This window comes from Rhizobium sophoriradicis (assembly GCF_025200795.1).
Lineage (GTDB): Bacteria > Pseudomonadota > Alphaproteobacteria > Rhizobiales > Rhizobiaceae > Rhizobium > Rhizobium sophoriradicis.
Window position 1 is genome coordinate 372,225 of the sequence record NZ_CP104156.1, and the last position, 26,485, is coordinate 398,709.

At 55.2% G+C, this 26,485-nt stretch carries 18 protein-coding genes and 6 pseudogenes; 13 read left to right on the top strand and 11 right to left on the bottom strand.

The window, feature by feature from the left end; genetic code table 11:
• Window positions 1-30 precede the first annotated feature (30 nt).
• Complete coding sequence (locus N2597_RS32570) at window positions 31-1,056, bottom strand: LLM class flavin-dependent oxidoreductase (RefSeq protein WP_012489592.1); 1,026 nt, start codon at window positions 1,054-1,056, stop codon at window positions 31-33.
• Between the two features lie 900 nt (window positions 1,057-1,956).
• On the opposite strand from N2597_RS32570, the pseudogene N2597_RS32575 reads away from it, so the two are divergent.
• A pseudogene (locus N2597_RS32575) lies at window positions 1,957-2,701 on the top strand (transposase); the annotation flags it as partial.
• Between the two features lie 155 nt (window positions 2,702-2,856).
• Here N2597_RS32575 and N2597_RS32580 read toward each other — a convergent pair.
• Together N2597_RS32580 and N2597_RS32585 are read right to left on the bottom strand one after the other, a co-directional pair.
• Entirely contained in the window at window positions 2,857-3,378 is a 522-nt protein-coding gene (locus tag N2597_RS32580) for an aminoacyl-tRNA deacylase (protein WP_004677747.1), read from the bottom strand.
• An 85-nt stretch (window positions 3,379-3,463) separates the two neighbouring features.
• On the bottom strand, window positions 3,464-4,159 hold the full coding sequence (locus N2597_RS32585; RefSeq protein WP_225881506.1) for a DUF6875 domain-containing protein: 696 nt from the start codon (window positions 4,157-4,159) through the stop codon (window positions 3,464-3,466).
• 354 nt (window positions 4,160-4,513) lie between these two features.
• Between N2597_RS32585 and N2597_RS32590 the strand changes: the two genes are divergently transcribed.
• Window positions 4,514-5,056, top strand: coding sequence for a hypothetical protein (locus N2597_RS32590; protein WP_183600166.1), 543 nt, complete (start codon window positions 4,514-4,516; stop codon window positions 5,054-5,056).
• A 397-nt stretch (window positions 5,057-5,453) separates the two neighbouring features.
• Here the strand turns inward: N2597_RS32590 and N2597_RS32595 are convergent.
• Window positions 5,454-6,556 (bottom strand): IS3-like element ISRel21 family transposase gene (locus tag N2597_RS32595; RefSeq protein ID WP_085994809.1). Its coding sequence is split into 2 segments (ribosomal slippage): window positions 5,454-6,295 and window positions 6,295-6,556, totalling 1,104 coding nucleotides; the frame shifts between segments, so codons are not numbered across the junction.
• 454 nt (window positions 6,557-7,010) lie between these two features.
• A pseudogene (locus N2597_RS33805) lies at window positions 7,011-7,372 on the bottom strand (Tn3 family transposase); the annotation flags it as partial.
• Window positions 7,373-8,100: 728 nt separating this feature from the next.
• Here N2597_RS33805 and N2597_RS32605 point away from each other — a divergent pair.
• The 4 genes and pseudogenes from N2597_RS32605 to N2597_RS32620 form a co-directional block, all read left to right on the top strand.
• Window positions 8,101-8,226, top strand: coding sequence for a hypothetical protein (locus tag N2597_RS32605; protein WP_004676277.1), 126 nt, complete (start codon window positions 8,101-8,103; stop codon window positions 8,224-8,226).
• Between the two features lie 114 nt (window positions 8,227-8,340).
• Window positions 8,341-9,426 (top strand): HlyD family secretion protein, encoded by a 1,086-nt coding sequence (locus N2597_RS32610; protein WP_008533948.1) that lies wholly within the window; start codon window positions 8,341-8,343, stop codon window positions 9,424-9,426.
• Window positions 9,427-9,453: 27 nt separating this feature from the next.
• Window positions 9,454-11,601 (top strand): peptidase domain-containing ABC transporter, encoded by a 2,148-nt coding sequence (locus N2597_RS32615; protein WP_004676279.1) that lies wholly within the window; start codon window positions 9,454-9,456, stop codon window positions 11,599-11,601.
• Between the two features lie 108 nt (window positions 11,602-11,709).
• Window positions 11,710-12,192: pseudogene (locus N2597_RS32620) on the top strand (IS3-like element ISRel21 family transposase); the annotation flags it as partial.
• A 365-nt stretch (window positions 12,193-12,557) separates the two neighbouring features.
• On the opposite strand, the gene N2597_RS32625 reads toward N2597_RS32620, so the two are convergent.
• From N2597_RS32625 to N2597_RS32640, 3 genes and pseudogenes are all read right to left on the bottom strand, one after another.
• Window positions 12,558-13,043, bottom strand: coding sequence for a NifX-associated nitrogen fixation protein (locus tag N2597_RS32625; protein ID WP_004677039.1), 486 nt, complete (start codon window positions 13,041-13,043; stop codon window positions 12,558-12,560).
• 1,679 nt (window positions 13,044-14,722) lie between these two features.
• Window positions 14,723-15,834, bottom strand: a pseudogene (gene nolL / locus N2597_RS32635) (nodulation factor fucose acetyltransferase NolL).
• A gap of 872 nt (window positions 15,835-16,706) precedes the next feature.
• A complete protein-coding gene (locus N2597_RS32640; RefSeq protein ID WP_183600093.1) occupies window positions 16,707-17,480 on the bottom strand; it encodes an aquaporin in 774 nt (257 codons plus the stop codon).
• A 900-nt stretch (window positions 17,481-18,380) separates the two neighbouring features.
• Between N2597_RS32640 and N2597_RS32645 the strand changes: the two genes are divergently transcribed.
• From N2597_RS32645 to prs, 7 genes are all read left to right on the top strand, one after another.
• Complete coding sequence (locus N2597_RS32645) at window positions 18,381-18,836, top strand: phasin (protein ID WP_041684036.1); 456 nt, start codon at window positions 18,381-18,383, stop codon at window positions 18,834-18,836.
• A gap of 286 nt (window positions 18,837-19,122) precedes the next feature.
• Window positions 19,123-19,677, top strand: a complete 555-nt coding sequence (locus N2597_RS32650) for an adenine phosphoribosyltransferase (protein WP_004672710.1) — start codon at window positions 19,123-19,125, stop codon at window positions 19,675-19,677.
• Between the two features lie 31 nt (window positions 19,678-19,708).
• Window positions 19,709-20,977 (top strand): radical SAM/SPASM domain-containing protein, encoded by a 1,269-nt coding sequence (locus N2597_RS32655; RefSeq protein WP_004672712.1) that lies wholly within the window; start codon window positions 19,709-19,711, stop codon window positions 20,975-20,977.
• Between the two features lie 80 nt (window positions 20,978-21,057).
• On the top strand, window positions 21,058-21,552 hold the full coding sequence (locus N2597_RS32660) for a hypothetical protein (protein ID WP_004672713.1): 495 nt from the start codon (window positions 21,058-21,060) through the stop codon (window positions 21,550-21,552).
• A 5-nt stretch (window positions 21,553-21,557) separates the two neighbouring features.
• The gene (locus N2597_RS32665) at window positions 21,558-21,887 is read left to right on the top strand and encodes a hypothetical protein (protein WP_004672714.1); all 330 of its coding nucleotides are present in this window, start codon (window positions 21,558-21,560) and stop codon (window positions 21,885-21,887) included.
• Window positions 21,888-21,916: 29 nt separating this feature from the next.
• Window positions 21,917-23,032, top strand: a complete 1,116-nt coding sequence (locus N2597_RS32670; protein ID WP_004672715.1) for a nucleotidyltransferase family protein — start codon at window positions 21,917-21,919, stop codon at window positions 23,030-23,032.
• Between the two features lie 2 nt (window positions 23,033-23,034).
• A complete protein-coding gene (gene prs / locus N2597_RS32675) occupies window positions 23,035-23,976 on the top strand; it encodes a ribose-phosphate diphosphokinase (protein WP_011053499.1) in 942 nt (313 codons plus the stop codon).
• 6 nt (window positions 23,977-23,982) lie between these two features.
• On the opposite strand, the gene N2597_RS32680 is transcribed toward prs, so the two are convergent.
• The 3 genes and pseudogenes from N2597_RS32680 to N2597_RS32690 all read right to left on the bottom strand — a co-directional run bounded on the left by N2597_RS32680 (window position 23,983) and on the right by N2597_RS32690 (window position 26,051).
• Complete coding sequence (locus N2597_RS32680) at window positions 23,983-24,654, bottom strand: MDR/zinc-dependent alcohol dehydrogenase-like family protein (RefSeq protein ID WP_237350518.1); 672 nt, start codon at window positions 24,652-24,654, stop codon at window positions 23,983-23,985.
• Window positions 24,655-24,666: 12 nt separating this feature from the next.
• Window positions 24,667-25,074: pseudogene (locus N2597_RS32685) on the bottom strand (alcohol dehydrogenase catalytic domain-containing protein); the annotation flags it as partial.
• Between the two features lie 353 nt (window positions 25,075-25,427).
• A pseudogene (locus N2597_RS32690) lies at window positions 25,428-26,051 on the bottom strand (acyl-homoserine-lactone synthase).
• Window positions 26,052-26,485: the final 434 nt, after the last annotated feature.

Below are 26,485 nucleotides of genomic sequence, written 5' to 3' on the forward strand. Positions count from 1 at the left end.
GATCGGAAAGCAACCTGAGGCCAGTCCAGATTAAGCCATAACTCCAGAGTGAACGCTCGTTGCAGTGTAATAGGAAGCCTCCAATGGCAAATCACCAAACGCCAGCTGGCAAAGAAGATAATTAGCACCTGCTTCCTCGACATGATCGAGAAGATCTTGCCTAACTGAAGCAGCAGTACCAACTACGCACAACTGACAGTCTACTGCTGCATCAAAATCCGGCGGGAGGTTCTGAGGAGTCTGTATCCCGTTAATCTCGTACAGAAACCTAAAGCTCCGAAGCCACCGTTGATAAGCCGGGGCCGCGAGCGAAATGGCATGCTTCGTCGTGCTGCCGGCCACCACCATTCGGACCAACCCAAGGAACGGCGCCCGTTTCCTGTCCCCGGCGGTACGTCTCTCGTGTGCTCGGTAGGCATCAGTGATCTGGCGAACAGCAGAAGCAGGGCCCCCGCAGGCAAGATTTGTATCGTTCTCAGCCGCCCAGCGCGCAACCTCAGGACGACTGGTTGTAATCCATGTCGGAGGCTGAGGACGTTGATGTGGCCGCAACATCAACGGGACTTTGTCTAGTTCAAAGTGGTCGCCTTTGTAGGAAAGAGCCTGAGCTCCTTCCTTCATCGCTTGGATGACGATCTCGCTGGCTTCGAGATAGCGCGATGTCGCCACCTCCTCATCAATACCGAAAAAGCTCCATTCGATTGGTAAGGAGCCGCGCCCCATGCCCAACTCGAGCCTGCCACCGCTCAGATGATCCAGCATGCAAATTTCTTCAAACGCACGTAACGGATGATAAAGGTTCAACAGCATAACCAAAGGACCGAGACGAAGATGCTGCGTGCGCTGAGCTACGCTTGCTAGAAATAGATTCGGCGAAGGTCCTCTGCCGTGGGGAGTACAGTGGTGCTCTGCGACGTGATATCCATAAAAGCCAAGGCGATCGCAGACCTCTGCCAACTTCATCCGATCTTCATACTGGCGCCCAATCTCCCTTCCGTCTTCGTCCAAATGGTCGAAGATACCAACCATCAGCTTTGCGGGAAGAGAGTTTGTCATTTAAATGTCTCCAAGTTTGGCGGCGAATTTTCGGTGACCAAGACCGGAGGGTGGCCCCGATGTCTTTCGCCAGGAATCATCGAAAAGCTGCTGGTTCTAAAAAACGATGCTGACGCCGATGAGCTAATCATAATGCTCACGTTGAAATGACATTGAATCATTCGTATTCATGTATGACTTCGCGGTGGGTAACACCCCATCTCGCATACCCACAGCTCCGTTCACTTTTGAGAAGCCAAGGATTGGCAAGATCGGATAGTGGTTGTTCAGCTTTTGTGGCGACCCAAATGTGTTAAAGCTGGTATTCGGTTTAATGCGACGAGGCTCCTGCAGTAGGCGAAGAAAGGACCCAGAGCTATGTCTCGGCGCTTGATTGGCAGACGAGAGCGCCTTCTGCAGTTCCACGTTGGCCATGTTCGTCTCCATTTACCGGCCAGGTCTGTGACCTTGCCCTCGGCTGCTCTCGGTGGAGCAACATCATGGGGTCCCCAATTCATAATCGAGGTGTTTAATAACATCCCATGGCTTCGTAAAATTGATTGTTTGTATGGCATTGATCCACCAGGTGAATAACCAGGAATCTTCACCGTCAAAGGGTTGCTGATCGAACTAGCATACGGTCGACCCAGGCGAGATCACGGCCCCTTCCGAAGGTGGAAGGATCAGGAGCCAGTGCGGTTTTGGCCGCAGCGCAACAGCGCCGATACCAGAAATAGATGTGACGCAGTTGGCTTCCGCGTCTTTCGTGCACGCTGTTGTATGTCCTTAACATTCCCCATCTTAACTTCATAGGATCACAGGTTTTACGATAGGGAAATTGCTCTCAACCCTTCAAACTGGACCAATTTTGGTTAGAGTTTTCCGGTGCATTTTCCTGGCTGGGAAAAGGAACGGAACACGATGAAGGCATCGCAGTTTTCGGACGCTCAGAAGGCGTTCATTTTGAAGCAGGGTGATGAGGGCGTCTCGATCGCGGAGATTTGTCGCAAGGCGGGGATCAGTCAGACGACTTACTTCAACTGGAAGAAAAAGTACGCCGGCATGTTGCCGCCAGAGATGAAGAGGCGCAAGCAGCTTGAGGACGGGAATTCGCGATTGAAGAAGATCGTCGCGGATCTGACGTTGGACCGTGAGATGCTGCAGGACGCCATCCGCCGAAAGCTCTAAGGCCTGAGGGGTAGCGGGAGGTGGTGTCATGTGCCGCGATTGGGCGATCTCGATCCGGCGTGCCTGTGGCGCGTTGAACTTCGATCGGTCGACCGATCACTACATCTCTCGCCGCGCCGAGGCCGGTCTAGACCTGTGAGCGCGGGTGCGCTACGGCTATCGTCGCGTGCATGTGCTTTTGGAACGCGAGGGTTGGGGCACCAACATCAAGCGAACCTATCGCATTTACAGGGACTTGGGACTGCAGCTGCGGAATAAGACTCGGAAGCGCCGTGTTAAGGCGAAACTTCGCGAGGATCGGCAAATGGCTGTCGGACCAAATGACGTGTGGGCGATGGACTTCGTGCACGACCAGCTCGCAACCGGAAAGAAACTGCGGGTCCTGACGGTGGTCGCCACCTTCTCACGCTATGTTCCCGCGCTTGATCCGCCTCACAGCTATCGAGGTGAAGATGTCGTGCAGACGTTGGGACGGGTGTGACGATTTTCGTTATAGTGCGCACTATGAGTCCGATTACGCAACATACGTATTGAACCCTCATTCTCTAATCGAGGCGCCGTTACGTGGAACCGCATTTCCTTTCCCGAAGAAATAACCTACCTCACGGCATCTCTATGAAAGGTGACGAGGCGTTAGGTTTGACTGGCCCGTCCACGCGTCTGTAACGGCTGCCCGATCTTCCAAAGCATGCTTGTGTCGATCTCAAGCTCGACTCCAACCTTGCCCGCACCTGTGACTACGGTAGGATAAGAAAAAAGGGCGGTGTCGATCAGTACAGCGATCTTCTGGAGACCGAATGGTGATACGCTTCCTGACGGGTAGCCGAAGAGATCGAGTACCTGTTCTTTCTGAGCAAGCTCGGCTCGTTTCCATCCATACGTGCCAGCAACCGCTTTCATGTCAATCTTTGAAGGTGATGGCAGCAAAACGGCACAAAGGTGGCGCGCAGGATGAGACCGGCGCATCACATCGTTCGCTTTCTGCTCGGCAATAATCATCGTCTTTGCAACGCGCCCCACGGGAACGCCGATAGCGGAGGCTAAATCGGAAGGAGATGTAATAGGGGTGGCGAACTCACTATAGCGCCACAATCGTACCGTCGACGCTCCGATCTGGTGCAGTTCAGCAAGTACGTTCGGATGAACGTCCAACATAGTCGTTTCCTTCCGGTTCACCTGGTAGGACGATCGAGGATAGCTGTTTCAGCGACTGCGAGTACAGCCCTCTTGCGAGTAAGTTTCAGGCGGTTCGCTCCAAAAGCTGCCTAATGCGGCGGCGACCCTCGTTCCCAAAAATACTGAAGTAAGCCTCCAGGCACTTATCGCTATCGAGCATGAAAGGAGCATCATATTTGGTGATATGCCGAATAGCCAAGGCTGGAACCGTTGTGTCGAGCGGTCGAAACATCCTGTTGTGCAAACCGGGCTCCGGGCAACCTGGATAAAATTCACCGATCATGATACCTTCCTGAATGAAGTCGGGCTTCAGCCGTTTTTGCAGTTGACCAATCCTGATAATCTCTCCTTCATCCTGTATTCCAGGAAGGGCAATGATAATGGCCTTATAGATCCAGTCGCCCGTTCGATCGTTGAAGGACTTTACGGGTTTCATCTGGCTGAAGACGGCGAGCATACGCGCCAAATCGTTTTCGATTTCGTCAACTGCAACAGCTTGCGACGCGGCAACCCGTAAAAGCCCCTTCGTCAGAGCCTCGGGAACGAAAGGGCAAACGCTCCCGTCCCGACCTAAATGAGGATGTGGATTGGAGAGGAATTCTGAGGCATACCGAGCAAATTTCTGAAGAGCTGCGTTTGCATACTCATCATAGGCGTTGTATCCCGCATCAATATTCTTTTCCAGAATTTCGCCCACTGTCATCAATGGACCAATCGTCCCGAAAGGTTGGCTGTAATCTTTCCAAATTTCTTTATTCATTTCGGATCCCTGGTTCGAAAAGCCACGTGCAAAACGGAAGGTCGGGCTCTTGCATGCCAGCTCGGGCGGCGGGCGAGCTGGTCGGGGGCCAATCAAGAGACCGACCTTCCATCGGAAGCGAAGCTCCCGAATTTTTGGTAGCACTCGTAGTTACACTTGTGTAACTGTTTTTTTAAATGGATGTGAAAACAAGAGCGGGGGCTCGTGCACGATGAAGGTTAGTCTCACGACCGCCCGCAAATTCTTATATTCGTCGTAGTTATGAAGACATACATATGATAAATGTCGCCGCGATGGGATCCGGTAACAGGCTTTGGGTGAAAACAGAACGACCCATTGCGCAGAGGCGTGGCCGTGGCGAAGACAACACGAAGAGAAATATATACGCCAGAACAGATCGACGTCGGCGTAAAGCATAAGCTTGAGAAAATTGACTCGTTTTTGTCAGATCTCGTTAGCGAAAATTCCGAAGAAAAACTATTCCTGAGGAATATTCTTGGATTGATGCTTAAAGTATATCATATGGACGCCAATAACAAACCCATGACGAAGATGCAGGCGTGTCGCTATCTGCCTTTCAAAAACCAGACTGTTTGCCAAAAGTATGTCGAGGCAGCGCATTTGCGTGGGTTCATCGACATCACTCGGGATAAAACGGACAAACGGCGTCTGAATGTTGTTCCAAAGGAGCCGTTGGTTGTCTATGTCAATGAATATATAGCTGACTTCCTTGATGACTGCCGTAGAGCGATTGACAGTGCCGCTCAAGTAGCTACGCTTCCTGAGGAAGGGATGGCAACGGCAAGTTCTTCATCTATTGATAAATCGCCAGCGTCTTCTGGGGCACCTGTGGGTTCCTCTCAAAAGAGAGTCGATCGAAAAGCCAGGAAATTTTAGCGAGTTTTATTGTGGGAAAGCAAAAGTAAGAAGCCGGTCTCGCGCGCGTTTATCCTTTCATCAATCAAATGTTTCCTCCGTAAACAAGCTTCATCGAGGTAACCCGCTTCGCTTAACCGGCCTGACGGCCGGTGCAGGCGCTGCTAGGGGGAGCGGCTGTATCGTCGTTTCGGCCAAGAAACTGCGCGGGAAGTTCGGCGGCATCCTCAGCCTTATCACCTTGGCATTTACGCTATCTTTTTAGGCGAGGCGGAAACCGCTGACGCGGTCCTCCATCTCTTGGTCGAGACAGTGTGACCTGCCACTGAATTTTCATCCGGCGTCTGACCTGCCACTGAGAATTTCTGAACCGCTCCCAAACGTTGGACCACCGGATGCTAGAGTTTTCGGGCTTCATTCAGGGAGGCGGGCTGGTTGCGCCTCCCGAATTCACCAACGAGATCGGCACCTTGTTGCCGATCGCACCATGAGGTCTTTCCTCATTGTAGTATCTACGCCAATCCTCCATCTTTTCGCGGGCATCCGCAAGGGTCAGGAACCAATGCTGGTTCAGGCATTCTGCACGGAAGCGGCCATTGAACGCTTCGATGAAAGCATTATCAGTCGGCTTGCCGGGGCGTGAGAAGTCCAACGTCACACCCTTGGAATAGGCCCACAGGTCCAAGTCGCGCGACACGAACTCGGTCCCTTGGTCGACACGGATCGTTTTCGGATAGCCGGCTTTTTGGCACACCCGTTCAAGGGTTTGCACAACGTCTTCGCCTCTATAGCTATGACGTGGATCAAGCACCGGCACGTAGCGCGAGAAGGTGTCGACCACCGTCAGCACGCGCAGTTTCTTACCCGTTGCGAGTTGGTCGTGAACGAAGTCCATCGCCCAGACGTCGTTGGGTCCGACGGCCATGTGCCGATCCTCGCGAAGCTTGGCTTTTACCCCCCGCTTCGGTGTCTTGTTCCGCAACTGTAGCCCCAAGTCCCTGTAAATGCGGTAGGTTCGCTTGATGTTGGTGCCCCAACCCTCGCGTTCCAACAGCACATGCACGCGGCGATAGCCGTACCGCACACGGATCTCGCAGATCTCGCGAATACGACGTTCCAGACCGGCCTGATCAGCACGGCGAGAGGTATAGTGGTGAGTTGATCGATCGAAGTTCAACGCTCCACAAGCACGTCGGATCGAGATCGCCCAATCGCAGCACATGCCTTTCACCATCTCCCGCTTCCGAGCAGGCCTTAGAGCTTTCGGCGGATGACATCCTGCAACATCTCGCGGTCCAGCGTCAGATCCGCGACGATCTTCTTCAGGCGCGAATTCTCGTCCTCGAGCTGTTTCAGCCTCTTCATCTCCGGTGGCAGCATGCCCGCGTATTTTTTCTTCCAGTTGAAATAAGTCGCCTGGCTGATCCCCGCCTTCCTGCAGATTTCAGCAACCGACACGCCTTCATCACCTTGCTTCAGAATGAACGCCTTCTGAGCGTCCGAAAACTGCGACGCTTTCATCGTCTTCTGGTCCCTTTCCCAGCCAGGAAAATGCACCGGAAAACTCTAACCAAAACTGGTCCAGTTTGAAGGGTTCAGATCAAAGTGCACAAGATGGTGGCGAATGGGAACGTAGGGTCGTCGCCTCGATCGCCAAGAAATTGAAAAGGGGCCAGCGAGGAGCGCCTTTTGGCTCGCATCGCCGGGTCCGCGATCAAGGCCCTCGACGGAGCGGTGCCGAAATTGCCGAACAGGCGATACTTTCGGCTCTGGTCCGCAAATACAAGACTGGCGGTTCCTAAGCAGCGAGCCCAGGCGGTGCCACGTTCCTCCTACGGCATTTCATTATCCACGCATGTTGCCGAGGCTGCTGAGCCTGCTCGAATTCCGGAATAATGCAGCACATCGGGTCCGCCATCGCGGCGCTGGAATGGCTCAAGCGTCTGATCGACGAGGACGACAGACGGATCGACCCGTATCGATCCGAGACCTGGCTGTAGGCCTGAAGGCCTAGCATCCTGCCGTATTTCACGTTTACCAGGGCGTCGCCTTGCGCTGTGGCGGCAAATAATAGGCCGTCGCTCGAAGCCGGAGTGCCCATGGATCGGTAACCCCGCCTGCGCCTCGACCACCCTGGCTAGCGCCCGGTCGTAGGCTTCGCTCTCGACATGCCACTGTCGAACACGGATTAACACCCACAAGGTGTGGGTGTCTGTGGCATCGGCCATCATGCGCAGGCCAAAGCTAGTCTCTTCTGCGAGGATGACGTTCATCGCAGGGCGCTCCTGTACGCAGATGACTGAATGCTTCGCAGAAGCCAGTCGCAGCATCCACGTCTGGACGTCGCCTTCGCAATCGAGCCGCCCGGAATCGTAACAGCCCGAGCTGGCGCGGCCAAGCTCGCGTAACCGGATGTCGAGGTGAGCTTGAGACTTGCCAGCTATCCTCCTGTCGCAACGGCCCCGCGAGACGATCGCTGTCGGCCACAGCCTGGGCCGGAACAAGTGCAGGTCTGAGATCGCCATAGCGTCGGGACCCGCCCAAGCATTGCCCAATAGGTCTCGTGTTTCTTTTCGCATCCGGTGGATCTTTTACTTGACACATCCGGCCATAGCATCTGCCAATAGGGACAAGGCCCGCGGCACCAAGCGGCGCATCCGCGCCCACTATCGTGCGGAGGGCCACTAACAATTCACCAGGTTTCAGAGTGAATCAGCAGCAACAAAAATCGACGGCAAACTCGATGGGGGCTACGCGGATGGGGGCGCGCTTACTGAGCGCCGAGTCTCAACTGTACCGTCGCCACCGAACTTTGGAGCTGTCGATCCTGTTCAGGACGTTCATTCAGAACCCTACTCGGTTTGTCGTGCTTGCGACAGCGTGATGTGCGGTTTGGCACGTCTCGGCGCTCTAGGGCAGCCATTGAATAACATACAGAACAGTTTTCTGATGCTTTTCGCTCCTTCTGCATTGGCACGAATCTTGAACCTTTTTGTTGCGCGCCGCTAGGAGCTCCCAACGGGGGCCTTGGCATCTTCTCAATCCAGCTCTGAACGGAGACACCAATGATGAACAACATGGCAGCCTATCGTGTAACCGAATTAACCCCTCAAGAAGCAGCTGAAACCTCCGGAGGTTGGTATTTTTGGGTTTACTTGTTTTTGCGACGTTACGGACACTTGTTTGGTTGATAAGCGAGCTGGCTCTCGATGGCTCCTAGTGACTACAGACTAGCAGTTCCCCTTTCTGCTGAAACGGCCAGCTGCACCGCAGAAAGCATACTGGCGCGACGATCAGGACGATCCTTGAGCATTTATAGGGCGATCTTGCTCTTCGTCGCCGCGGCATTTGGCTCACTGCCACTCGTTACCATACCGGTCTCCATGCAGAGTGTCGGTACTATTCGCCCGATCGTGGAGAAGACGCCCCTGATAGCGCCCGTCTCCGGACGCATCTCCCGTGTCCTTGCCTTTGAGAACGATGTCGTTGCTAAGGGGAAGGAAATAATCGCCTTTGACGATCATGTAATCGAGGAAAAGCTCAGCGGGGTTTTAGCCGACATTCATGCCAAGAGCGATCTTGCCCATGACTTCCAAACGCTGATTTCTTCCGGCGCAAGGCTCAGCGTCTCGCCCCCCCTCCAAACCGAATCCGCGACGGCTGAAAGGGTGCATTTTCTCAACTTGCTGCGCGAGAACCAAAATGCGCGCAGTAACGCCGCGGCGGAACTCGACCGCGCAAAGCGACTTGTCTCGGCTGCTGCGGCGCCGGCGAAGACCGTTGACGAGAAGGCTTTCGCTCTCCAAAATATCGAGGTCCAAGGCGAGATCCTCGTGCGACGCAAAACCGCTGATTGGAACCAGAAGCTCCTTGATGCTAACCTGCGCTTAAAGGAACTCACGGCCACCTTGCATCAGCTCGAGCACGAACGGGACCTGCACCGCATCCGCGCCCCAGTATCGGGTGCTCTCGAGCAGTTCTCCGGCCTCGCGCACGGAAGCTACGTGCAGAGCGGGCAAACCGTTGGTTGGATCTCGCCGAACGACGATCTGGTGGCGGAAATCTACGTCTCCCCCAACGACATTGGCTTTGTGCAGCCTGGTCAGCCGGTGCGGCTCCAAGTGGATGCCTTTAACTACAACCAATGGGGTGTCATCAAAGCAAGGGTGGTCGAGGTGGCGCAGGACTTCACTCTGCATGACGGGAACCCGGTCTTCAAGGTCCAGTGCGCGCTCTCTCGCAGCGAACTCGCGCTGAAAAGCGGGGCCATCGGCCACCTGAAGAAAGGCATGACCGTGCGGGCTCGCTTTCTGTTGGCCAATCGCACTCTCCTGCAACTGCTCTACGACGAGGCAGACGATTGGCTCAACCCGATGCTGGCGGGGCGCTAATATTGTCCCAACAGCCAGCGAGCCTCCATGTCGAGTAAGGCCATTAAGTTCAAACAGCGTGACATCACGGATTGCGGCGCCGCCAGCCTCGCATCTGTCGCAGCCTTCTATGGCTACAAGTTGCCATTGGCGCGCATCCGCCAGTATGCGTCGACCGACCGCTCCGGTACGAGTGTGCTGGGGCTCACGGAAGCGGCGCAGAAGCTGGGCTTCATCGCGAAAGGCGTCAAAGGTGGCTTCGACAGCCTGTACAAGATCCCCAAGCCCGCTATCGCGCACGTCGTCAAGGAGGACCTGCACCATTTCGTAGTGGTCCATGCGATCGACGCCAAGTGGGTCATCGTCATGGACCCTGCCTTGGGCGAAATCTGCAAAGTGCCGCATCAGGAATTCATGGAGCAATGGACCGGCGTTCTGGTTTTGCTGGTTCCGGCAGACACATTCAATCGTCGAGACGAGACCACGTCGCCCCTCGCCCGATTCGCCCGCCTACTCGCGCCACACCGCACGGTGATGGCGCAGGCTCTCGTCGGCGCTCTTGTGACGACCGTCCTCAGTCTCTCGACGGCGATCTACGTTCAGAAGATCGTTGATCACGTGATCCCAGCGGGAAACCGCAACCTGCTCAACTTGATGAGCATCGCAATGCTGCTGATCCTAGCGATACAGATCCTGATCAACCTCCTAAGAGGCCGACTCGTCCTGCAGACGGGGCAGAAGATCGACGTATGCTTGATCCTCGGCTATTACAATCACATCCTGGCCCTGCCCCAGAAGTTCTTCGATAGCATGCGCATGGGAGAAATCGTGTCGCGCATGAACGACGCTGTGAAAATCAGGAGCTTCCTGAACGACGTTTCGATAAACATGTTTGTTGACATTTTAATGATACTGTTCTCGTTCGGAATGATGTTCATCTATTCCTGGAATATTGCTTTGATCGTGGCGCTCGCCATTCCAATGTACATCCTGGTATATTGGGCCATCAATCGGATGAATCGAAATCTCCAACGAGTCATCATGGAAAATGACGCCAAACTCGAGGCGCAACTGGTAGAATCACTCGGAGCTGTCTCCACCATTAAGACTTCCGGCGTCGAGAGCTTCGCAAACTTCAAAATGGAGACCCGCTTCGTAAAGATGCTGCATTCCGTCTACAGCTCCGGGCTGATCTCAATCTGCGGCGACAACGCCTCGACGTTGCTGTCGGTCCTGTTCACCATCGTGCTGATGTGGTTTGGAACCACGCTTGCGCTCGAACAGGCCGTCACGCCCGGCGAATTGCTGTCCTGCTATACGTTGCTTGGCTATATCACCCGGCCGGTCGCCCGCCTGATCCAGACCAACCGGATCGTTCAAGACGCGTTTATCGCGGCGGATAGACTTTTCGAGATCTTTGAACTGGAGTCGGCAAGCAGCAGCGGCATCGATGCTACGAAGACCGATCTCGGAGATATTCGCCTGGAGAACGTCACATTCCGCTATGGCGCGCAGGCGGAGGTTTTCAGCGATCTAAGCGTCTCCTTTCGCCAAGGAGAGTTGACGGCCGTCGTGGGTGAGAGCGGCTCGGGCAAAAGCACCCTTGCGGCTCTGCTGCAGAATGTCTACCAGCTTGAGGATGGATGCATTCGGATCGGCCAATATGCCCTCCAGGATTTCTCGAGCGCATCACTGCACAAGGTCATGGCTGCAGTACCGCAATCGATAGACGTCTTCTCCGGTTCCGTGATCGAGAACATCGCCCTGGGCGAGTTCGAACCGGAGTTCGATAAGATCGTACGCATCTGTGATCGAATAGGACTGCGGGAGTGCATCGAGCGCTGGCCCGGGCGGTTCCAGGCCCATCTGGGCGAGAACGGGGTTCGCCTCTCCGGAGGTGAGAAGCAGCGCCTCGCATTGGCTCGGGCCCTGTACCGGGATCCCGACGTTCTAATCCTTGACGAAGCGACCTCCTCTCTGGACTCGGCAGCCGAAGAATTTGTGCTGCGGGTTGTTGAGGATCTGTCTCGCGCTGGGAAGACCATCATAGTCATCACTCATCGGTTGAGCACCGTTCGTGGGGCGGACAATATTGTGGTCCTGGACAAGGGGCGGGTCATTGAGGAGGGAAAGCACGCTGACCTAGTGAGAACTGATGGCCCTTACGCTCGATTATGGCGGGCGCCAAGGTCGTGATCCGTGTAGGCCCTGTCGGCTCGAGGATTGAAAACGGTTGTGAACGTCACGGTTAAGCAGCATGGCAACATTGTCGGCTGTGAACTTGAAGCGGCGGTGATCGGAACGTGGGCGATGGACTTCGTTCACGACCAACTCGCAACGGGTAAGAAACTGCGCGTGCTGACGGTGGTCGACACCTTCTCGCGCTACGTGCCGGTGCTTGATCCACGTCATAGCTATAGAGGCGAAGACGTTGTGCAAACCCTTGAACGGGTGTGCCAAAAAGCCGGCTATCCGAAAACGATCCGTGTCGACCAAGGGACCGAGTTCGTGTCGCGCGACTTGGACCTGCGGGCCTATTCCAAGGGTGTGACGTTGGACTTCTCACGCCCCGGCAAGCCGACTGATAATGCTTTCATCGAAGCGTTCAATGGCCGCTTCCGTGCAGAATGCCTGAACCAGCATTGGTTCCTGACCCTTGCGGATGCCCGCGAAAAGATGGAGGATTGGCGTAGATACTACAATGAGGAAAGACCTCATGGTGCGATCGGCAACAAGGTGCCGATCTCGTTGGTGAATTCGGGAGGCGCAACCAGCCCGCCTCCCTGAATGAAGCCGGAAAACTCTAGCATCCGGTGGTCCAACGTTTGGGAGCGGTTCAAGACCGCCGAGGCTCTAATCGCCGCCGGATGAAAATTCAGTGGCAGGTCATTTGAAGGCCAACCACCTACCTTCCTGCCGAACACTGGCAGACCAGAAAACAAGGGGCGCAGCCAATACACGTCGCTTGATCAGTGCTTGTGAGATACGCCGGAGCCAAAGAGGAGCCGTAGTGAGTAGTGAACGCACTGTCATGCAGGTTCCTCCATGTCGCCCCCCCCCGCGCCAAGAACGCTAGGGCACACCCCCGGATTGCTTGATTGCTGGGCAGATTAGCGAAGAATTCCGCCCTATATGAGCCGTTTCAACCGCACTTAAACGCGCGCTACATCTGAATAGGTCTTAATTGTTGTTAAGCCATTATCGACCAGGCCAGTTCCCGCCTCGGCGAGCTTTTGGAGGTTGTCGAAGCCAAATCGATGTACGTCGCGGAGCGTCTTCGAGAGTACTACGAGCCGCCCCGCCGTGAGTAATATCCGACCGAATCCCTCATGGTTCACAGTCAACACCGGTGACGCCATCAGTCCGGACTGCTCCTCTATAGCAAGTGCTACGGCGGCATAGAAGATCTCAAGCCGCCACTGCACCTCTAGGTCAGGTCCCCCGATGAGAGGAATCGCCCTACGCTGCTGCCTCGTCACGATGAAATCACAGAGCAAATCGGTGTCCGATTTCTCTTGCCACAATTCAAAGGTGTCTTGAGCACGCATCAGACGCAAGAGGCACTTAATGAAAGGCGTGGCGAGAGCATCTTTCTCATCTAATCGAGCATTGTTGGGGACAGGGGTGACGTTTGACATCAGTTAAAATCCTCCTGAGTGTTGGATGCGGTTTGACTAAGGGCCACACCCGCTTCCGGTAACACCATCCCTTAAAATGGTGCGGCAGATGGGACCTGTGGCGACGCAACTTGGCCCGGACGAATGACATGGCCCCTCGAAACGGGGCGGCCGCAACAACAACGGCAAGCGGCGGGCAACGCTGGCGGGCTTGACGAAAAGCGCTTCACAAGCGAGATTCCCGTCGCGATAGTCCAGTGGCGGTAGGTTTCGCCGCGAACTCCACCCTCAACCAACCTATTCGCCGCCAGGTGTAAAACCGTGTCTCGGGCTTTCGAATTGAGGATCAGGCGGGGGGTGGAATCAGCTTTTCGAGGTCGACAAGGACAGTGAGAGTATCTTGAGAGGCCGTGTACTTGCCGATACCCCCTTTTCCGTGCGAACTGATGCAGACCTGCCATGTATTTTCCCTTCAAGGTTCAAATCGACTTCGACCGGACGCCACACGTTCCACCAGGCGATTGCCCGCCGCGTAGTTCTGGGAGTTCAAGACTCATGCCAGTCTCCTCCGCTGAGGTTCGGAACACGGCATCTGTATTGTTTCCAGCTTCTTAGCTAGCCCATGAAGAATTGATCGAGGACAACGTTGTCGTGAACCGGACAAGACGCGGTGGGGATCGAAGAAATGGCATCCCGGTGCAGCGGCGGAACCTATTCTCCGGCCACGTCAGCAACAAATGACACCCGCCGAAGCCGCTCCGCTCTCAATTCGCGGATTGGGCGCAATGTCCGGCCGCTTGCCGAGGTGCAGCCGGTCGATCTTCTTTGCTTGGCGATCACAGCGCCTCCCAGTGATGGACTCCGAGACCCGCATGCATCACTGGCTGGAGCTCCCTTCCTCGACAGTTAGCGCCGTCATTTGGGGGAATGCCGCGGGCAAATGGAATGCAGGCATAGGCCCCCGCGACGCCGGCGACAGCTCAACAACGCTCTGAATTTCCACAGTGAACGGCTGTTAGACGTAGCCGGCAAAGGGGAAGCTCACGAAGATCAGATGGCCCTTCAGGGCCGGGTCCTGGTCCGATGCCCACCGGATCGACCGGCCGCAAGGTTTTAGGACCGTTTCAACAACCAGCCCCTGGGCGCCTCGGCGGCGTGTATCTTAAGTTGCCGGCGTGCGTCGGCCGCGTTCACTCTCTATCCGCACCAGAACACGGCACCCGGGGGATCATGCTGCCGGCACGACCTAGCTGGCCGGTACCGTCGGCGCCGGCAAGAGGATGACTGTGGCAGCGGCCGTCATGGAGCAGTGCTGCCTCGGTGTGACCGCTGAGGCGATACTCGCTGTTTCCGGTCATTGCTTAGCACAGGCCGGAAAAGCGTTTCTGGTACCTTAGCGAACGCTCGCGATTTTAGCAGGGACAACGGGACCTGGCGGCAAGCGGACCCCAAACAAGTGCGAAGCAAACCGAATCTTTGGCAACCTCAAAGAGGGTGGAGTCGATACCCTGGGGGTCAAGCGCCCGCGTCGTCGCGGAGCATTGGGCGCGGAGGGGTTTGCGGATTCTCGATACGTGATTGGCACATCAGTCGGACCTCAGCCGATCTTCGTGCAAAAGGATCCTTTAAAAATGGGCCCCTTAACGCGTGCCTTGGCATGCTTGCTTGCTGACGAAGTTTAGGTTGAGAATTGAACACCGCTAGTTATTCGCAGGATTGCTCGGCAAACGAACGAGGCGGGGTGGCGTTCCAAGCATGAGCTGGGACAGATAGGGAATGTCGCGCACGCTCCAGCGAACTGCTAGTGCTACGGCAATGATCATCGTCCCGAGAATTCCCGCCGCGCCAGACCTCATTGTGGGAGCCCATTGTTCTCCGTAATGTATCAAATCCATGAGACGGAATACCGTAGCCTGCACCAGGTACAACACGAGCGTGCTCTGCCCCACTTCCACGGCGATAAAGCGAACCACCCGGTTCGAGCGTCCAATTTCCAGGATTGAAGCAGAATCTCGATCATCACTGCAGAGGCCACTGTCGAGCCAAAAAACATCAGAAGGATATCTTTTGCCGACTGCAGATCCTGGATTAAGGCGAGATTGTTGTAGACATAGGTGTCCTCGCGCCACGCCATGAAGCACAAGCTAGCCGCGATAGAGGCGGACATCATCAGGAGTGGCTTATGATACCGCATTATGCTCGTCCACCAATCTCTCGACTGCGCAAATGAAAATCCCATGCAGAAAAAGGGATAGGTGTACTTTATGAGAGGGAATATAGAAAACGTCACGGGGGCAACTGCGACCAGTATGGATGAGACAAGCAAAGAGCGTGCCGACCCGGAGTTGAAGATCGAAATAAGTTTGACCAAAAGAAAAGAAGCAAACGCAGCCCAGATGAACCAGTATGTGCCGACGAAATCGTGCATGAATTGCAACAGGTTGCCAGGTGCGTCCGGCGGCCGGGGAAACATGAGCAATTTGACTGCCTCCAAAAGGGTGAACCAGAACAGCGTCGGCACCAGGAGCTGCAGCGCGCGATCACCGATGGCTTGCCTGAACGATTTGCCTAGTAGCCCTGATCTAGAGAGATATCCGCTTATCGCCATAAAGAGAGGCATGTGAAACATGTAGATCGATTTGAAGCATGCCGAATCCCAGAAGCCATCACCCTCGTAAAAGATATATTGTATCAGGTGACCGAAAATCACCAAGACAATGAGTATTCCTTTGGCGAAGTCTAAAGCTAGATCGCGATCGTCGGCCTCTGGCGCCTCAGGCACTGTCTTTCCACCTACAATTCTTGCTCGCATTCTCAACATCTCACGATGCCTACGGGAGCCTTTGAAAGCGGCATTTTCCAACCTCTCGTTCATCATGCAGGCTAATCCAGCTTCCGATCAGCGCTCCGACTTCGGCATGCTGAACGACGGCCAACGGTCATACAATTTGCCTGGGTTCCAAGTTCACAGGGCGACCGTGGCGACTTAGGCCCAGTAGCCGTTTTCGGCGTGTCCATTGGCTGTTTTTCGCCGCAACGTACGCCCCGCCTAAACTCGCTGCCGCGCAACTGCTTGGGCTGCCACGTCGTCGAAATCTTCTAACGGACATTTGCGCGTATGCAAGTAGCGCTGCTTGACTCTGCACTCGGCTATTGTTGCGATTGCATATGATTCTCCATGCCAAACTTGCGCGACACCGTATCAAAAGAACATATTGCCGATTCAATGGCTCCTAGCCGCTGTGGGTATCGTCTATCACCTACCGGCGCTTGGGTGTGGATCGGCACCCCAGCGCAACCCCCAGACGCTGGAGATTTGCTCCATTAGATCCGCCGCCCAACGTGTCCTATATGGCAGCCTCACCATTGTAAAATTCATGCTCCTAATGACACGCATCTGCGGTATGGATGAGTATCGCGGACCCTTGACAACCTTGAGCGGAAGGTCGGTGAGTATCGCGATACACGAGGCTTTGGCCGCGATCGCCGCCGTTTTGGATCGCCGCCAATGATAGCTGGACGTTGGGCTGCCATTGTCGATCCGTATGCGACGTTTGTCGATACGTCAGAGACGACCGTGGTCCCAATCCGTAGGAAGATCGCAGTAAGCGTCAAGATATGCGGGATGCAACGGCCAGTGTCTGGGGATGCGCTCCCCTGTCAAGGTCGAGACCCCCTCCTCGATCAGTGGCTTTCCCTTTTTGGGATACCTCTCCTTCGGTGGCGAAAGAATGAAACCGGGCTGGATATGTCGCTGGTCATTTCGCGCGATTCAAATTGGCGCAGACTTTGCGGCTCGCTTGACGCGACGATCCCCCTGAGCTGAAGAAGGCTGGCCGCAATAGCGCCGAGCATTGGCGCACATATATAAAGCCAGAGTTGAGAGAGTGCCGCCCCTCCTGCGAAAAGTGCTGGGCCGATCGATCGTGCTGGATTCACAGAAGAACCCGAAACGGTGATACCGCCAAGGTGGATCGCAACTAAGGCAAGTCCAATCGCCAATCGTGCAACAGCGCCGCGTCCAGCCGTGCATTTGAGGAATACAGTTACGAACAGGAACGTGGCGATAAACTCGAATAGGAACGCAGCTCTCCATCCGTAGACTACCCAGCCGGTTTGGGCGAAACCTTCTAGGGTGATATCGTAACCGCCGACCTTGTTCATAGCGATAAGGTAGAGCGTGCCTGCCGCCGCGATAGCTCCTGCACATTGGGCGGAGACATACGCGAGAAAGTCCCACACTCTCAATCGGCGCGACACGAGGAAACCCAGGCTGACCGCCGGATTGAGATGCGCGCCCGAGACTGGGCCAATCGTGTAGGCCATTGCAACCACGGTCGTCCCGAAGGCTAAAGCGACACCCAACAGGCCCACCTCTTGACGCATATAAAGCAATGTGCCGCAGCCGAGGAAGACAAGTGTGAAGGTCCCGAAGAATTCGCAAACATACTTTTTCATTTTTCACTCCATTGATTAGACCCCACGTACTTTTCGGTGTCATCCTCGTGCCGCCAAGCGTTCCGCATGCACCGAACCAATCATCGTGTCAGGTCCCGAAAACCTCCGTAGTTGACTTCAATTGCGTCCTTGTCCGACGAGATCGGCATCAGAGCCTATGGTCAACCAGCGTCACCGATCACCAGCAAACGTCGTACCAAATGAAATATGTTGCGCATCACAGCGATCGCTCTGATGACGTTCGGTCTTATGTTCGAAAGTGCCGTGAACAGGATAGGCAGGCGAACCGTACCGAGACGTATGGACCCGAGCTGGGCTACGAACAAATCGCCAAGCAGCCCATCCTCAAATTATCGAAACAACGACCCTCTTCATGGCTCCAAGCGGAAGGTGGTGCAAAGCAGGAACCAGGACAAGGGTTGATAAGACCGCCAGGGACGTTCACGAGAAGTCGAGTAACGCCCCTTAGCCACGAACAGGCACATGATCCTTGGCGCGATTTGAAGTCCGCGTGAATTCCCTTGTCCCCAGCGCAACCGTCGACATTTTTCGCAAATGTCGGGCATTCGCCACTTTTGTCAGATTTGTCGTGACTGGAACGTTTTGTTCGCCGGTCTCTCCGCCAAATACACATCAACCTGCCCTCAACCCGCCCATCGATAAACGAAAATCATCTTCTTGGCGCGTCGGAGCAGTTGGCATGGTGTTTGCTGATCCCTGGTTACAAGCGGCAGAAAGCAGTCTGCATGATGCCGGTTCATGAAACGAACGGAACGGAGGCCACCTGACCGTTCGTCATCGGATCCGCGTTCTACCAAAGCGGCCATGCATAGTCCGCCGGCGGAAGGGGTCAATCCCGATGTCACAGCTTGCAACCAACTCAAAGAGAAGGAAAATGCAATGACCAAGATTTCCGAAAGATCATTTGAAACGATCGAAAACCCGGGGTCATCGCCGCTCAAGGTGCCAGATCAGTTCGGCGCATCCGTTGAAAAGGGGAACAAGCAGGTGACAGAGGCTCTTTTGAAATTTGCGTCCGGCGCTGAAGCGACACAGAAAATGCTGCCTCCGATCCTCGAAACGACAAGTCTATTCGGCAACGAATTGTGGTGGAAGACGATCGCTGCACTGCAAGCCGACGCCGAGGCCGGCTTCTCACATTTGCAAGCTTTGCTGGGCGCGAATTCGCCGTCGCAGATCCTCGAACAGCAGTCGGCCTTTTTCCGCAAGCGGGTTGAGACAAGTTTGCAGCACGCCAAGGAAGTCCGGGAGCTCTCAAGCAGGGCGGTGGAGGAAATCTCAAAGCCGGTCAAGGATGCTTTTGACAAGGTCCTGACGAACCCCAAAGCGACGTAAAGTTGACTCGGCACTAAGATCAGGGCTGGACGAATCATGATCGGAGCCGCTTTCGAGGAGACAACATTATGCGGCCGACTGATGTTTCATCTGTTCGCGGCGCTGGCGAATTCCGGCGTGATCTGGTCAGAGAGCGGACCCGTGCCGGCCCGGAGGAACGTGGTAGGCGCGGCGGCGGCCGCCGCTGATAAGCTTGCCAGGGCCTCATCTGGTGGCTGGCCACAAAGTGCGCGAGGCCATCGCACCTTACGAGGCTCTTAGATGGTTACATGTGGGGGATAGTAAAATGATTGTAGCTGTTCCAAATAGCGGGGCGTCACGGATTAACCAATCCGGTGTAGAAGCATTACGAGAATTTCCTAACTTTCCGATAGGCGGGATCTTGTTCAAGGATATAGCGCCTATGCTGGCTGGTAGAGGTGCATTGGGCGAAGTCGTTTCTACCGTCGCAAGCCAAGTGTCGGGAACAGAAATCGATGCCATTTTGGCGGTTGATGCGCGTGGTTTCATCTTGGGCGCCTCATTGGCTGATAGGCTCGGTTGCGGTTTCATCATGGTAAGGAAACCCGGTAAACTGCCGGGGGACGTCCTCTCATTTGAATACAGCTGTGAATACTGCTCCGGAACCCTGGAGGTAACTGCCGGCCTCATCGGTGACGGCCTGCGATGCCTGATTGCTGATGACCTTCTAGCGACGGGTGGCACTGCTCGGGCGACTGGGAATTTTGTCAAGTCCCAAGGCGGAGAGATCGCCGGATACGCATTCATACTCGAAATCGAAGTTTTGAAAGGCAGGCGTCAATTGGACGACGCACCAGTGATCAGTGCGATGACGTGCTAGCGCAGCAACATAGACGTAAGGAGGCAAGCGCATGAATACCCCTGATTGGCTTTCGACACCGCAGGACGTGCATGTAGCCAGTCAGACGCTACAGGCCCTCGTCACAAGTGAACTTTCGAAACGAGTCGTCTCGGAAAACGAAATTAAAACGATCTATCTGTTTCTAACCCGCAAGTGCAATTTGGGATGCCACCACTGTTATATCGCAGGCGTCGGGCCCAAGGCCAAGGGCATTGATTTCAACCTGGAGGCGATCCAAGGACTGATCGAGCAAGCACTACCCAATGGGCTGCGCAAGGTTAAGGTTTCCGGGGGTGAACCGATGGTTCACAAGGAATTCATGGCAGTCATGGAATATCTCGCATCCTGTGGGCTGAAGGAGCTGGTTTTCGAGACGAATGGAACCCTCTTTGACGAGTTCACGATCGAGCAGCTAAGTAGGCTCCCCAATTTGACGGTCTTCATCAGCCTCGACCATTTCGACCCAGAGGCGCACGACGCTTTCAGAGCAAAATCGGGTGCGTTCGCCAAGACTGCGATTGTCCTGCAGCGGCTTGGAAAAACTGACATCTCTACGGTGGTAACGACGACTGCCTATCGCAACAACTATGACAAGGTGATTTCGATTATAGATTTGGTGCTCGGCTGGGGCATCAAGAAGCATCGGACGCTGCTCAACATACATCCGATGGGCAACGCGCGCAGCCATGAGGACAATGCGATAAGCTTGGAGGAATGCAAGCTACTGATAGGCGATCTTTTGAAATCTCCCCATTTTGAGAGTGGCGCTGCATACATGACTCTGCCGCCGGCTCTGATGCCTCTCAAGTATCTGAACGGCGTGCATACTTGCGGTTGGGGCGACAACGTACTGGGCATACTGTCGAACGGACAAGTTTCGATGTGCAGTGCCTCCTACGATGATCCGGAAATGATCGCCGGCAATGCCTTCGAAATGCCCTTGATGGAAATCTGGCGCAACAGCCCGTTCTTCCATGAGCTACGCGAGGTGGTGAGTGGCGAGGTTAAGGGCGTCTGCGGCAACTGCGTGTTTTATCCAGTCTGTCGCGGCGTCTGCAAGATGAGTAGCTGGTCGCACTATGGTGAAAAGGACGCGCCCTATCCGCTGTGCCAGGAACTTTACAATAACGGAGGTTTTCCGGAGTACGCCCTGGTGGACCCGACGAAAGATTCCACCTACCGCCGCGGAGTTATAGCGAAAGAGCGTCGGCCCGCCGCCGAAGCTCCTGTCTATAACTTCTCGGAGGAAATCGCGGCTGCTGCGCAACACACTCACTAACGCAGGAGGCGCGACGTAATAATTGCTGTGTCGACGACGTAATTTAACCAGGTCAACAAAAATAACGTGGAGGATTGAGGATGAGCAGAGCTTTCCGAGGTGCGGCGGGTGTGGCGCACACACTTGCGAACAACGCGATACGATCCGGCAACAAAGCAGCCGCCCAGCAAGCCCAGGTGATTTCTCGTCTCGCGGAAGGACTCGCCCGGCTGCAGGCGGGTTTGGATGACCAAGCTCAGCAATTGACGGCTGGCCTTGTAAAATTAGAGCAATCGCTAAAGGTGTCACGCAGATCGCAACGGTCGAAATCCGGCTCACTCGCTGCTAACGGCGAACTACAAGACTACTACGTTGATATAACCGCCTCGAAGAAATTTGGCAAAGCCAATTGGCCGCGCGCCGCCGATTCAGGTCTTGTAGGACGCCGCATTGGGCGAGGACCGGTTAGGATGACTGGTTCCGACACACAATCGGCAAAGGCGGTTACCGCCGCATTCGCCAAACTTCTCTCGGCTCAGGCACAATTGCTGCAGATACGCAGTGAAGTGGAAGACCTCAAGAAGGTTCAGAGGTAGCGGCAATGGCTAGTTCCCGACTGTTTGGCTACGCCGTTGACGAAGAGGATGGCAAGCTGGTAATCGTGATTGACGGATTGCTTGCCGAAAGTTGCATCCGGCAAATTCGGGACAGCGCCCAGACGGGCCGCGGTGGTGAACTCTTGTCGCGATTGCTGCCGGTAAGTTCGGTTTACAAGCTTATGTCTGGACAAGAGGAACGCGCTGAAGAAACGCTCAGCCTTGAACAGTTGCTTGGACAAAACGTCGACCAGAGTTTCGCTTCCTTCGAACAACAGTTCGCCGACCTGAGGCAGACACTAGCCGAATTCGGCAGCCCGGAAAGTTCGAAATAAATCACGCAGCCGTATCAGGAGTCTCCGCGATGCTTCGGTTGTCACCAGAAGACTCTATTTTGCTGATCACCTGCCGGGCCTACCTACGACCCGAGGATGAAGAGCGTTTGGTTCGTCTCTGCAAGGAGCCTGTCAACTGGCCCTATGTGGTATGGCGCGCCGAGCATAATCGGACGGTGCCGCTGCTTGAGAATCACTTGCGCCGCCTCGATTTGTTGACACTATTGCCTACTGAGGCGGCGCATTACGTTCAGTGCTGGACTGTCATGTCAAAGGTCAGGTCCGCACTCGAATTTCGCAATCTGCCAGAAATCATGGATGCGCTGGATCGGGCCGGCATCGCCTGGTTCCTGGTGAAGGGACCAGATCTCGCGCTTCTCCACTATCCCGATCCACTCCTACGGCCGATGACCGATCTCGACATCATGGTCAAGCCCGCTGACGCGCAGCGCGTGCAGCGGCTCATGTTCGATCTCGGCTACCGGCACGGTATTTTCGACCCTTCAAATGGCAACTGGCATCCGGAACGAAAGGAACTCGATGACGAAACCTTCCGCGAAAGCTATTCCTTGCCGGTGTTTGTAAGGATAGAATCCGTTGAATCTCCGTTCCCTGGTCCCGCGGTGCCACGCCAGCTGCGCTACCGCCACGTAAAGGGATACATCGATTCCGCGAAGAAGCTGCACATGCCCATCTTCATTGATATGCATGTAAATCTCTCCGTCGGCATCGATGTCGAAGACATATGGTCAGGCGTGCGTCTTGCAAACGGTCTAGGCCGCATATTGCAGGTCCAATCCGCGACTGGCGCCGTCTGGTTCCTTTCGGCCAGGCTTTATCACGAGGCCTTCCTTTATAATTCGCTTCGACTATTGATGTTCGGCGATCTTCATGCGGTTCTACACAAAGAAATGGCGAATATTAGCTGGGCGGAGGTCGCTGCGATAGGTTACAAATACGAGATGAGGCCGGCGTTATATTTCGTCCTGACGCAGATGAAGCGCATCTGTGGGATAGACATACCGTCCGAGTTCCTAGAGCTCATTCGACCTGATCAAACCGAGGTACCACTTCAACATGATTGGGGCGACGTGTTGCCCAAACTGCTGTCTATTCCCACTGTTAACGATCTTGAGCTGGCGTAAATATGGCGCCCGAGTCACCATATCGTACAGATCCTGCGGCGAACGACCTTCGTATCGCAGCAACCGAAACCTCTGCAAAGTTTGCGTCAACAGTCCATCGGGCCCTCACGCGGTCAGGAATAACGATCCTAAACACGCAGGTGTTCAGCAATGGCCAGATGGCTGTCACTCCGCGCGACGGCGGGCTTGGCGGAAATGTGGTGGTCGTGCAAACATTTCCTGACAGCGTTCATGATCGTCTTTTCGAGTTGTTCCTAGCGCTTGGTGCCGTGCGGGCGCGGGGTCCCCGCACGATTACCGCTGTTCTTCCCTACCTCCCATATTCGCGTTCGGATCGCCCTGCCTTCGACGGCGGACCTGTACCGGTGCGAATCCTTGCGGGGATTATCGAAACGCTCGGTATAGATCGGCTGATAACTTTCGAACTCCATGTTCCTCAGCTGTGCGCCGCATTTGCCTGTCCTGTCGTCAATCTTCAGTTCGCTCCCGCCCTAGTTCGCCATCTCGGTTCTGCGGCCGTCGATGGCGACATGGTCGTTTCACCGGACTTCGGCGGAGCGAAGCGAGCTGAGCACTTGGCGGCCCTGCTCGGCTGCCCATTCGCTGTCATGCGCAAGCACCGCAGAGACGATGATGACTTTCGGGAGAGCGTCGAGATTCTGGGGGACGTTGCTGGCCGGACGATCATCCTGATTGACGACGAAATCAACAGTGGTCAGACGGCTTTTTCAGCCGCCGCACATCTCAAAGCGGCAGGCGCTCGCAAGATAACCCTTGCCGCAGCCCATGCCATATTCACGCCGTCGCTGAACGAAAACTGGGGACGGTCTCAGATCGACCGCATCGTTGTGACCGACAGCGTCGGACGTACCGACAATTTCCCCGACAGTGTCGAAGTAGTCTCGATCGGCAACGAAATTGCAGGCGCGCTGCAGGCACGCTGAGAAGCATTACCTGAAATCTAGCATCACGCGATTAACACGTGGATCGAGCGCCTGCTCGAATGCCTCTTGGGCGTTTGACGAGGGCCAAAGATTGACCTGCAGCACGTCGAAGCGTGCGGCGTGTTCAACGATGGTTCGAATGGCATTTCTCACGTCGTCCGCGCTTTGGGCTATGGTGCCGATCAGTTCAATTTCCCGGTAATGCAGAAAGTTAGCGCCTACCGATAACAAATCGGACGTCGGAATCGATTGGTAGAGTACAATCCTGGCACCGCGTGACGCCGCAGCTATGGCCCCCTGAATGCCTCTGACACCGAAGCGCGTGCAAAAGATGCAGTCGAAGCCCCAGCCATCCGTTAATTTCTCGACGAGTTTCGGATCAGACAGAGAATGAACTGACCCCGTTGCATGGGCGCCGGTCGACATCACAGGCCCATGCGTTGCCACGTCGTCATCGAAAAGGTAAACGTCGCATCCTTTGGTTGTCAGAAGTATCGAATGGAGAAGGCCCATCGTGCCTCCGCCGATGACGGCCACAGTGTCTCCAGCCTTTGCACGCGCCCTATTTATGCCGCGTGCCACGCAGGCGACAGGTTCAACTAACGCGGCACGCTCGGGAGCCAAAAAGGAAGGTACGGAAAAAACCTGATAGGCGGGTACGCCCACAAAATTGGCCAATCCCCCCGGCCCCTGCGGCACCCCTCCTCTCGCTTTAGGATTTAAATATGCACAGTGGTTGTCCAGTCCGAGGCGGCAGGCACGACATTGGCCGCATCTGCGCATTAAAAGCACCGCAACGCGGTCTCCTACGCGCAGGCCATCCGGTACATCGTCCGGCAGAGACACGATCGTGCCTGACAACTCGTGCCCGCCCCAATAGGGGTAAGTCGGCTTGGCGCCCCGATAAACGCGTTGCTCCGGTGTGCAGAGTCCACACAACTCTATCCGCACACCGACTTCGGACGATACGGCGAGTGGAACCGACAATGTCCATTCTTCAACCTTGCGGGGGCAAGTAATTACGAGTCCACGAACCTCCATACGAGACCTCTCGCTCCCCGACACACCGACTATCCTAATATGTACACTTACTTGCATCCAGAATCTAGCCAACAACCACAGGCGGCAGTCAGAAAGCTGATGAAATCACGTGCCTTGCTGGCGGGCTTGCTTATGTCCTGGGTCTTGACAAGCTTCTCGGAGATATCGTCGGCGCAAACGGCAAAGGACGTTTCAAGCGGCAGAAGTGTTCCCTTGCGCAAGGAGCGACGAAACTATTGAAGGTAGAGTGGAGCGCTTGGGCCGCGTCAATGCCACCAGCCTCAAACACGAGCCGCGGTTTACCAGCCCGTTCTTCGATGCATCCTCATCTCTGCGAAGATGCCATGTCGCCTTCCCTCATCTGCCCGCGCGAACCCTCCTAAGAGCCTATCGCCACATCGTCCAAAGCTTCATCCTTCGTGGCGCACCGGTTCGAACCGAACAGACCAACAATCCGAGTCGCACCGAGAAGGATGACGGCAACTAGATCGGTAGTTGGGCGGCCGCAACATCAGAAAGGTCTCAGCGTTTGCTGGACGCGTGCCTGCGATGGCGGTGGTGGCAACGATCTTCTCTGGCTGCCCCAAGCGCGGGAGAGGCCATTCGACGCTAGCAAGAGTTCGCTCGAACCTGATATCCGTTACCGCAACGACTTCGCTGAGACCACCTCCCAGGCACCATTCTACGATGCCGGCGAACAAGGTCAGCGTTGCCTCGTGAACGGAACCATCTCCCCTCCCCTCCCCTCCACTCTTCGAGGTGTCGACGCAAAAGCGAGAACTCTAGACCATCAGGGGATTGGCGTTCAGGCGGCCCTTCGGGAGCAGAGACGGAAATACGTCTACCAGCATGGTCGGTCCCATCGCAGACAAATCGCGTGCACATCCTGCAAGTGGTCCAGCCGCGGTGACATCCAGGATGGCAGTCGGGGCGAGAGCGTCAACCCCATCTGCCTCGCACTCGTCGACTACTTCTACATCCCAAGTGCGAGTGGAAAAGATCCTCGCACGTAGCCTATGATCGTCCTGAAGCAGCTACGCTTCGTAGTAAATTTTTGGTGTCGAGATCGCGAATACCTGCATGAATTTCTCCGCCGCCGTTAGGCGCCGGGAACTCTGCACGAATTGGAATCGGGCGTCCGTTGTCGAATGCTTACGGTTTTGTGCGAGTGAGTCGCGGCAAGGGGATCACCGACTTTGCCGAGGTCTTCTGCTTTTCGTCTAAATCGCCGGGGCACATTTGTAGGATTCACAATAAAACACACCATGACCAATCGGTACCGCGGTCTTGCTAAGCTGCAGGATATAAACGGAAAAATCCATTTACTCTACGTTCCGGGTTTATCCACGTTAGCCTTTCGTTAACCTAAAACCCCTTGCTCAAAATGCAGAATCGGCTCTAATAGCTAGTGGCGGAACTTTAGCGGTTTCGCGAAAAGTTCCGCCACTTGCAGGAAATGGATTTTGAG

What these genes read in the sequence shown, in the direction of transcription:
- N2597_RS32570 (WP_012489592.1), bottom strand. Translation starts at nt 1,056, where the DNA reads ATGACAAACTCTCTTCCCGCAAAGCTGATGGTTGGTATCTTCGACCAT.
- N2597_RS32580 (WP_004677747.1), bottom strand. Translation starts at nt 3,378, where the DNA reads ATGTTGGACGTTCATCCGAACGTACTTGCTGAACTGCACCAGATCGGA.
- N2597_RS32585 (WP_225881506.1), bottom strand. Translation starts at nt 4,159, where the DNA reads ATGAATAAAGAAATTTGGAAAGATTACAGCCAACCTTTCGGGACGATT.
- N2597_RS32605 (WP_004676277.1), top strand. Translation starts at nt 8,101, where the DNA reads ATGATGAACAACATGGCAGCCTATCGTGTAACCGAATTAACCCCTCAA.
- N2597_RS32615 (WP_004676279.1), top strand. Translation starts at nt 9,454, where the DNA reads ATGTCGAGTAAGGCCATTAAGTTCAAACAGCGTGACATCACGGATTGC.
- N2597_RS32625 (WP_004677039.1), bottom strand. Translation starts at nt 13,043, where the DNA reads ATGTCAAACGTCACCCCTGTCCCCAACAATGCTCGATTAGATGAGAAA.
- N2597_RS32640 (WP_183600093.1), bottom strand. Translation starts at nt 17,480, where the DNA reads ATGAAAAAGTATGTTTGCGAATTCTTCGGGACCTTCACACTTGTCTTC.
- N2597_RS32645 (WP_041684036.1), top strand. Translation starts at nt 18,381, where the DNA reads ATGACCAAGATTTCCGAAAGATCATTTGAAACGATCGAAAACCCGGGG.
- N2597_RS32650 (WP_004672710.1), top strand. Translation starts at nt 19,123, where the DNA reads ATGATTGTAGCTGTTCCAAATAGCGGGGCGTCACGGATTAACCAATCC.
- N2597_RS32655 (WP_004672712.1), top strand. Translation starts at nt 19,709, where the DNA reads ATGAATACCCCTGATTGGCTTTCGACACCGCAGGACGTGCATGTAGCC.
- N2597_RS32660 (WP_004672713.1), top strand. Translation starts at nt 21,058, where the DNA reads ATGAGCAGAGCTTTCCGAGGTGCGGCGGGTGTGGCGCACACACTTGCG.
- N2597_RS32665 (WP_004672714.1), top strand. Translation starts at nt 21,558, where the DNA reads ATGGCTAGTTCCCGACTGTTTGGCTACGCCGTTGACGAAGAGGATGGC.
- N2597_RS32670 (WP_004672715.1), top strand. Translation starts at nt 21,917, where the DNA reads ATGCTTCGGTTGTCACCAGAAGACTCTATTTTGCTGATCACCTGCCGG.
- prs (WP_011053499.1), top strand. Translation starts at nt 23,035, where the DNA reads ATGGCGCCCGAGTCACCATATCGTACAGATCCTGCGGCGAACGACCTT.